The organism is Bacillus hominis (assembly GCF_018332515.1).
GTDB lineage: Bacteria > Bacillota > Bacilli > Bacillales > Bacillaceae_G > Bacillus_A > Bacillus_A hominis.
The window spans coordinates 1-8,242 of sequence record NZ_BOQD01000114.1; the positions used below are offsets into that span (position 1 = coordinate 1).

The 8,242-nt window shown below is 35.1% G+C and carries 9 protein-coding genes; 2 read left to right on the top strand and 7 right to left on the bottom strand.

What is annotated here, in order from left to right:
- Positions 1–207 precede the first annotated feature (207 nt).
- From KI356_RS12845 to KI356_RS12875, 7 genes are all read right to left on the bottom strand, one after another.
- Positions 208–834: a DUF4085 family protein gene (locus KI356_RS12845; RefSeq protein WP_212935598.1), complete on the bottom strand. Its 627-nt coding sequence runs from the start codon at positions 832–834 to the stop codon at positions 208–210.
- A 20-nt stretch (positions 835–854) separates the two neighbouring features.
- Positions 855–1,220 carry a VOC family protein gene (locus tag KI356_RS12850; RefSeq protein WP_212935599.1) on the bottom strand — a complete coding sequence of 122 codons (366 nt, stop codon included), beginning with the start codon at positions 1,218–1,220 and terminating at the stop codon, positions 855–857.
- A 92-nt stretch (positions 1,221–1,312) separates the two neighbouring features.
- Positions 1,313–2,692: a dihydrolipoyl dehydrogenase gene (gene lpdA, locus KI356_RS12855; protein WP_212935600.1), complete on the bottom strand. Its 1,380-nt coding sequence runs from the start codon at positions 2,690–2,692 to the stop codon at positions 1,313–1,315.
- A 15-nt stretch (positions 2,693–2,707) separates the two neighbouring features.
- A complete protein-coding gene (locus tag KI356_RS12860; RefSeq protein ID WP_212935601.1) occupies positions 2,708–3,907 on the bottom strand; it encodes a dihydrolipoamide acetyltransferase family protein in 1,200 nt (399 codons plus the stop codon).
- 27 nt (positions 3,908–3,934) lie between these two features.
- Entirely contained in the window at positions 3,935–4,969 is a 1,035-nt protein-coding gene (acoB, locus tag KI356_RS12865) for an acetoin:2,6-dichlorophenolindophenol oxidoreductase subunit beta (RefSeq protein WP_212935602.1), read from the bottom strand.
- A 17-nt stretch (positions 4,970–4,986) separates the two neighbouring features.
- A complete protein-coding gene (acoA, locus tag KI356_RS12870) occupies positions 4,987–5,985 on the bottom strand; it encodes an acetoin:2,6-dichlorophenolindophenol oxidoreductase subunit alpha (RefSeq protein WP_212935603.1) in 999 nt (332 codons plus the stop codon).
- Between the two features lie 169 nt (positions 5,986–6,154).
- Positions 6,155–6,634, bottom strand: coding sequence for a DinB family protein (locus KI356_RS12875; protein ID WP_212935604.1), 480 nt, complete (start codon positions 6,632–6,634; stop codon positions 6,155–6,157).
- A 243-nt stretch (positions 6,635–6,877) separates the two neighbouring features.
- Between KI356_RS12875 and KI356_RS12880 the strand changes: the two genes are divergently transcribed.
- Positions 6,878–7,723 carry an oxidoreductase gene (locus tag KI356_RS12880; RefSeq protein WP_212935605.1) on the top strand — a complete coding sequence of 282 codons (846 nt, stop codon included), beginning with the start codon at positions 6,878–6,880 and terminating at the stop codon, positions 7,721–7,723.
- Between the two features lie 39 nt (positions 7,724–7,762).
- The coding region (locus KI356_RS12885; RefSeq protein WP_212935606.1) for a GrpB family protein at positions 7,763–8,242 on the top strand (480 nt) is incomplete at its 3' end.

Genomic DNA, 8,242 nt, shown 5'->3' on the forward strand with positions numbered 1-8,242 from the left:
ATAAAAATGTTCCACACGAATTCTCTTTAACTACTGACGTTGTATTTGAAATGAAAACTTCACCAAAAGATTTAAATAATATGTATTTATATATAGATAGCAAAGCTGCGCCGTTAACAGATACATATTGGAAACTTGATAATTTAGCATCTAAATAAAAAACAGTCATATAAGACTGTTTTTTTATTTGTAAAGTTATAAAGTTTACTAGTTACCTATCTCAAACAATACGTCTTCTGCACAAATCATCACTTCTTCAAATGGGCAATCAAATAAAACACCCAATTCGAAACCTTCATTAGTAAGATCTATTTCATGACATAACCACCAAGCACCTTCAAAGTTTTCTGGAATAGAACATTTCGTTACTCCTGTAAAAGTTACTTGCAGTTTATCAAATTCACTGAAAGTACCACTGCAATCTAAAATAATAATTAGCGTATCTTCTGATCTTCTCTCTACTAATTTGACTACACTGTCATGTAGTGAGTATTCATGTAGTTGAACAACATTCTGCGCGAGCTTTTCTTTTATAGTATTATAATTATCTATATACGCTTGTTCTAAATCATTCATTCTTTTCTCATAATCTACTGTCCACTCAAGCATAAGTTTCTTTAGTTTTTCCGATGGGTATTCTGAATTAATTGTGATGTTTTGTATAATTGAGTGTATCGATTCTGGAAGAAATTTTAATAGATCTGTTTCCCTTGCTTCTAGTTCGTCTATTAATATTCGTATATCCGTTTCCGACCATTCTTCTATAGACTCTATAAAACTTACAAATTCTTTAATTTGCATTTCTTTATACCAATTTTCATTGTAATATTTCAAGTGCATCCCTCATTTTTTCATCACGATGTTATTCTCAAATAATAACCATCTGGATCGATTAACCGAAAGTCTTTCATTCCCCATGTTTGCGTTTGAAGCGATGATTCTATTAAATACTTTCTCTCGACCACATGTTCATACATTTTCTCTACATTTTGAACAGCAACTATAATCTCGACACCTTTTCCTTTAGGTGTTAAGCCATCTTTTTTCAAAAAATGATGCTCATGCAAAATATAATCTGGAGTTAATAATAATGCAAAATCATTTAATTTCATCATTGCGCTTTTCTCAGTTTTCCTAAAAAATTTAAAGCAAAGTACTTCTTCATAAAATTGAATAGACTTCTGCAAATCAGCAACAAATAATTCCAAACGAATTTGCATTTCGTTCTCTCCTTTTTATTTAAAGTATTTTCATTTATTTTACTTATATATTCAAAAAAAGACTAGTCATTTTAAGACTAGTCTTTCTCGATTTAAGCATGTACAGCATGTCCTACGGCTTGCAATAGCGCTTCATGAATCGCTTCAGATAAAGTAGGATGCGCTGCAATATAATCTCTCATAATATCAGCGGTAACTTCTGTATGAATCATTACAGTTCCTTGTCCAATTAGTTCAGTTGCACGAGGACCGATAATAGAAATCCCTACAATTTCTTGATATTTAGGTTCTACAATGACTTTTACTTTACCCGTCTGTTCTCCAATAATAAGCGCTTTTCCGTTTGCTGTAAAAGGAAATTCTCCAATTTGTATGTCACCGTACTGCTCTCTTGCATCTTTTTCGTTTAAACCAACGCTTGCAATTTCTGGTGCTGTATAAATACAGCGCGGTACAGCATGGTAGTTTACTTTTACATCTTCTCCACTCGCGTGTAATGCTGCCGTAGTTCCTTCATGGAAGGCAACGTGAGCAAGCTGTATTCCACCAATCACATCACCCGCTGCGTAAATATGTGATCTGTTTGTTTGCATATATTCATTCACAGAAATTCCTTTATTTGAAAATTGAATGCCTGCTTTTTCTAAATCTAATTCTTGTACACGTGGTTTTCGACCGACAGAAACGAGAACAAATTCCGGATTGGCTTCTTGGATACTTCCTTCATATTCAAATGAAGCCTGCTTCTTATAATTATTTAATCCTTTTAAAGCAGCTCCTGTAAATATTTTCACGCCATCATTTTCTAGTTTCTCCCTTAAAATTTGTGCGATATCTTCATCTTCACCAGGTAATAATTGCGATGCCATTTCAACAATTGTAACTTTTGTTCCAAGACGACTATAAATGCTTGCAAACTCGCAACCTATTACACCACCGCCAACGATTAATAATGATTTCGGTATATTTTCTAGGGACATTGCATGACTACTATTTAAAATCCACTTCCCATCAAATGGAGCAAAAGGTAATTCAGTTGGTTCTGATCCTGCCGCTATAATGAACTGTTCTCCATCTACTACATCTTCTTTATCACCGTGTGTAACTCGCACACGGTGATCCGTTTCAAATTTCGCTTTACCTTGTACAACTTTTATTTTATTTTTCTTCATTAAATATTGTATACCTTGTACGAGCTGCGTAACAATTTGTGATTTTCTCGTCTGTATTTGTTTCCAATCAATTGATATATTCTGCTTATCTACTAATACTCCAAAACGATTCGCATGATTAACAATATCGTATACTTCAGCACTTTCTAACAATGATTTCGTAGGCATACAACCGACATTTAAACAAGTACCGCCAAGATCAGCTTCATCAATAAGAGTGACATCTTTTCCATTTTGAGCAGCGGTAATTGCCGCTACATAACCAGCTGGGCCGCCTCCAATTACAACTAATTTACTCATTCTCTCACCTTCTCTTTATAAAAGAATTGTTACAGGTTCTTCTAAATATTGTTTAATTGTGCGTAAAAATGCAGCTGCTGGTGCACCGTCTAGTACACGATGATCGAATGTTAAACTTAAAGGTAACATACTTCCTTTTCTTAATTTTTCCCCTTTATATACAGGAACATGTTCAATTGCACCTACACCTAAAATACCAGTTTCAGGTGTATTTAATACTGGCGTAAAATATTCAATACCGAAGCTACCTAAATTACTAATTGTAAATGTTGTCCCTTGCATATCATCACTACTTAAACTGCCTGCTCGTGCCTTTTGTGCCACATTTTTAATCTCTTTAGATAACTCTACTAAAGATAGATTATTAGCAAAGCGAATAGCTGGAACGACTAATCCTTTTTCTAACGCGACCGCCATACCTAAATGAACATGTTCAAATTGATGAATGGCATCATTTATATACGCGCTGTTCATTTCTTTATGCTCCCCAAGCGCTAATACTACAGCACGAGAAACGATATCCGTAATGGTTAGTTTGTTATCGTATCGCTTTTGTACAACTTCCGCTATTTCTTTATGTAAAGCCACTAAATCTGTAACATCTACTTTCATCGTTAATGTTAATTGCGCACTATTTTGTAAGCTTGCATGCATTCGGTTTGCAATTGCCTTCCGTATACCAGTAACCGGAATTACTTTACTTTCTTCTTGTTCAAGTACTTCTGGAACCGTCACTCTTTCTTCAAGTGCTTTTAACACATCTACCTTTATAATTCTTCCACCAGGACCTGTACCAACTAATGACTTGATATCCAGATTTTCAGACTTTGCAATTTTCTTCGCAACAGGTGAAATTTTGATTCTTTGATTTGCTATTTCTTTCGCATATGGTTCTGGATGTTGTACATTTTTAGGTTCTGGATTAGGTATTTTTTCTTCTACAACATTTGTACTTTCATAGACTTCTATTTTTTCGTTCGGCTTACCGATGTAGCAAATTACAGTACCAGGTGGAACTCCCTCATCTTCACTTACAGCTATATCAAGAACAGTTCCATCAGCTGGTGCTTCTATTTCAGTTTCGATTTTTTCCGAGTTAATACTAGCAATTAGTTCACCTTTTGCTACATTATCACCTGCTTTAATATTCCAGCTCGTAATAATACCTTCTTTCATCGCCATACCTAACTTCGGCATTACAACTTCTACAGCCATAGTTCCCTCTCCCTTCTCATCGTTTCATTACACATGTAATAAAGATTGGTCTCCGATCATTTCTGATACAATTTCAATTACTTTCTCCGGCGTTGGTAAATATAACTTTTCAAGTGGTGGCGAGAACGGTACTGGTGTATGTGGCGCTGTAATTCGCTTAATAGGTGCATCTAACAAATCGAATCCTTTATCCGCTACAATTGCCGCAATATCTGTTGCGATACTACATCTTGGATTTGCTTCATCAATAACAATCAGGCGATTTGTTTTTTCAACAGATGCTAAAATTGTATCTTCATCAAGCGGTGACAAAGAACGTGGGTCGATTACTTCTACCTCAAGTCCTTTTTTCGATAATTGCTTTGCAGCTGCAAGTGCTGTATGAACTTGTTTTCCAATTGCAACAATTGTTACATCAGAACCTTCACGTTTAATATCTGCTTTTCCTAAAGGAATTGTATAGTACCCTTCTGGTACTTCGCCTTTCATATTGTAAAGTGTTTTATCTTCAAAGAAGATTACTGGGTCGTCATCTTCAATTGCCGCTAATAATAAGCCTTTTGCGTCATAAGGAGTGGAAGGAACGACAACTTTTATACCTGGAATGCTCGTAAATAACGCATATAAACTTTGTGAATGCTGTGCCGCTGCGCTAAATCCAGCACCGTGCATCGTACGTACTGTAACTGGCACTTTCGCTTTACCACCGAACATATAGCGGAACTTTGCACCTTGGTTTAATACTTGATCAAGACAACTACCGATAAAATCATTAAACATTAATTCAGCTATCGGACGTAAACCTGTTGCAGCAGCTGCCATCGCCGCTCCCATATAACCCGCTTCTGAAATTGGAGTATCTAAAATACGATTTCGACCAAATTCTTGTACAAGTCCTTTCGTAACACCGAGTACACCGCCCCATGCTTCATCATCTTGCAAGTGATCCACTTGTGCACCGCCTGCAACATCTTCTCCGATTAAAATTACATTTTCATCACGACGCATTGATATTTTCATCGCTTCATTGATTGCAGTTGACATACTTACTGTTCTAGTCATTATTTTTCACCCTCCTCTTATTTGTAAGAAACGTATACATCTTTTAATAATTCTTCATCCCCTGGATATGGACTATTTTCACTAAATTCAATTGATTTTTGTACTGCATCATCTACTGCCTTTTCCATATCCACAAGTTCAGATTCAGTTAATAAAGCTTCATGAATTAAATGCTTACGGAAATTCACAATCGCATCTATTTCATTTAAATGTTTTTCTTTTTCCTCCGCAGTTTTATATGTTTGTGCTTCCCCTTCGAAATGACCGTAGTTACGATATGTCATACATTCAATAATTGTTGGGCCACCACCATTACGCGCACGTTCCACTGCTTCTTCTGCAGCTTTATATACAGCGAGAAGGTCTTTCCCATCCACTTGAACACCTGGAATGTTATAAGCTTTTGCACGATCAGCAATAGAGTCACAACTTGAAGCATATTCAAATGTCGTTGCTTCACCGTAACCGTTATTTTCAGCGATAAAAACAACTGGTAACTTCCAAATCGCCGCTAAGTTAACCCCTTCATGAAATGTCCCTTCATTATTCGCACCGTCACCGAAGAAGCAAACACTTACATCTTTTGTTCCTTTATATTTAGCTGTTAATGCCGAACCGCAAGCAAGCGGGAAACCGCCACCTACAATTCCATTTGCACCAAGCATTCCTTTATCTAAATCGGCAATATGCATGGATCCGCCTTTACCTTTACATAATCCTGTCGCTTTCCCGAAAAGTTCAGCCATCATACCATTTAAATCACAACCTTTTGCGATACAATGCCCATGACCTCTATGTGTACTTGTAATACTGTCACTATCCGTTAAGTGGGCACATACACCAACTGCTACTGCTTCTTCACCTGCGTATAAATGAACGAAACCTGGCAGAACGCCTTGTGCGAACAATTCATGCACCTTATCTTCAAACTTACGAATCTCTAACATTTTTTCGTACATCCAACGAGCTTGTTCTTTCGTAATTTCATTCCCTTTATTTTCAGTTGTTTTTAACATGTCCAGCCCTCCTATTTTCTTGTTCGTCTTTTATATTGCAAGTACTGTGCCAATTTCTAATCCTTAATTTAATAGGTTTTCTCTGCCTTTTAAAAATAAAAAAGTGGACAAAATGAGACATCTGTCTCGTTTTGTCCACTTTTGTTCACCTAATTTGAGAATTATTATCTTATTCACTATCAAAACTCTTCTGTAATTTCCGAATGTATATAATTTGACCAATATGATATGCATTATGGGTTGTTACATTAGCTAGTACTTCCCACCACTTAGCGGATACAGGAAATCCAACTACATCACTTTCAATCTTTTCTTCATTTATGAGATTTTGCCATTGTAACAGTTTCTCTAATAGTTTTTCTCTCAGCTCATCAAATGTTTGATTATCTGATAACATAAAACTTTTGTTATTATCTCCAATAGCGGGCACAGCATTAACATTTGATTCTTTGTACCTTTTTTGCCACGTCGAGTTCCAATACAGTAAATGTTGTACAATTTCAGCTATACAATTACTCTCTTCATTTGGTTTCCAGAAAGCTTCTCTCTCAGATAAATCTTTAACCGCATCTGAAAATGGAATATACCAACTTGGATCATTCGCATTTGCTAATAACTGATCTACTAATACATCTTTCGCATGGACCATTTTTCTTCCTCCATTTCATCAACTTTTATATTATACTCTCTACTCTATATACGGTGATGCGGTACAATTCCCTTCTTTCAAAACCATTCCATACACATGCAATTTAAGAATCAATAGGCACTTTAATAATAAATAAGTTCCTGAAATATGGAAATAAAACGAATATATATAAACAATATGTAAGATTAATAGATTTTCTCCTTACAACTCGTTATGATAAAAGAAAAAGAAAGCGAGCGACAAATGAATAAAAAAATCGCAGTTATTACAGGGGCATCAAGTGGATTCGGACTATTAACTACACTTGAACTTGCAAAAAAAGATTATTTAGTTATCGCTACAATGCGAAACCTTGAAAAACAAATAAACTTACTATCTCAAGCTACTAAACTCAATTTACAACAAAATATAAAAGTTCAACAATTAGATGTAACAGATCAAAATTCTATACATAACTTCCAATTATTTTTAAAAGAAATAAACAGAGTAGACCTTCTCATTAATAATGCAGGATATGCAAATGGGGGCTTTGTAGAAGAAATTCCAGTAGAGGAATACCGTAAACAATTTGAAACGAACCTTTTTGGAACTATATCAATCACTCAGCTTGTCTTGTCATATATGAGAGAACAGAAAAGCGGAAAAATCATTAATATAAGCAGCATTAGCGGCCAAGTCGGATTCCCTGGTTTATCCCCTTACGTTTCTTCAAAATATGCATTAGAAGGTTGGAGTGAATCCCTTCGCTTAGAAGTAAAGCCTTTCGGAATAGACGTTGCCTTACTTGAACCAGGTTCTTATAACACGAACATATGGGAAGTTGGTAAACAATTAGCTGAAAACCAATCTGATACAACCTCTCCTTACAAAGAATATATGGATAAAATACAAAAACATATTAATAGCGGTAGCGATACATTTGGTAATCCGATAGATGTTGCCAATAAAATCGTTGAGATTGCTGAATCTAAGCGTACTACTCTACGATATCCAATTGGAAAAGGTGTAAAGTTTATGATTTTTGCGAAGAAGATTCTTCCGTGGAGATTGTGGGAATTTCTTGTTTTGAGGAGTTTTAAGAAGATGTAAGTAACTTTATTAAAAAAATATGTAAGGGGTGCTAATTAAATGCTAGGTTTACCCTATGGTAAAGTGTTTTTAGTTCCGTGGTCCGAAGAGTGGGAATTTGAATTTTCAAAAGAAAAACAATTGATTGAGGAACAAATTGGAAAATATATTTTAGCGATACACCATATCGGAAGTACATCCATTCCGCATTTAAGTGCAAAACCTATTATTGATATTGCAATCGAATTAAATGACTTTGCAAATGGTATAGAATGTATTAAAAAGCTAGAACTATTAAATTATAAATACAGAAAAGGTGTATTACCTGAACGATATTATTTCAATAAAGGAGAGCCGAGAACTCATCAAATTCATATGTATGAACAAGGGAATACATATTTAATGGAGCAATTAAAAATCAAAGATTACTTAATAGGCAATAAAACTTCTCGTATGCAGTATGAACAGTTAAAGATTCAACTTTCAAAAGCTAATCCTAATGATAAACATACGTATGCAGAGGATAAAATAAATTTCATT

Bases quoted from the DNA above. Each gene is read 5' to 3' on its own strand.
- acoA (WP_212935603.1), bottom strand. From the start codon at position 5,985: ATGTTAAAAACAACTGAAAATAAAGGGAATGAAATTACGAAAGAACAA.
- KI356_RS12880 (WP_212935605.1), top strand. From the start codon at position 6,878: ATGAATAAAAAAATCGCAGTTATTACAGGGGCATCAAGTGGATTCGGA.
- lpdA (WP_212935600.1), bottom strand. From the start codon at position 2,692: ATGAGTAAATTAGTTGTAATTGGAGGCGGCCCAGCTGGTTATGTAGCG.
- acoB (WP_212935602.1), bottom strand. From the start codon at position 4,969: ATGACTAGAACAGTAAGTATGTCAACTGCAATCAATGAAGCGATGAAA.
- KI356_RS12875 (WP_212935604.1), bottom strand. From the start codon at position 6,634: ATGGTCCATGCGAAAGATGTATTAGTAGATCAGTTATTAGCAAATGCG.
- KI356_RS12850 (WP_212935599.1), bottom strand. From the start codon at position 1,220: ATGCAAATTCGTTTGGAATTATTTGTTGCTGATTTGCAGAAGTCTATT.
- KI356_RS12860 (WP_212935601.1), bottom strand. From the start codon at position 3,907: ATGGCTGTAGAAGTTGTAATGCCGAAGTTAGGTATGGCGATGAAAGAA.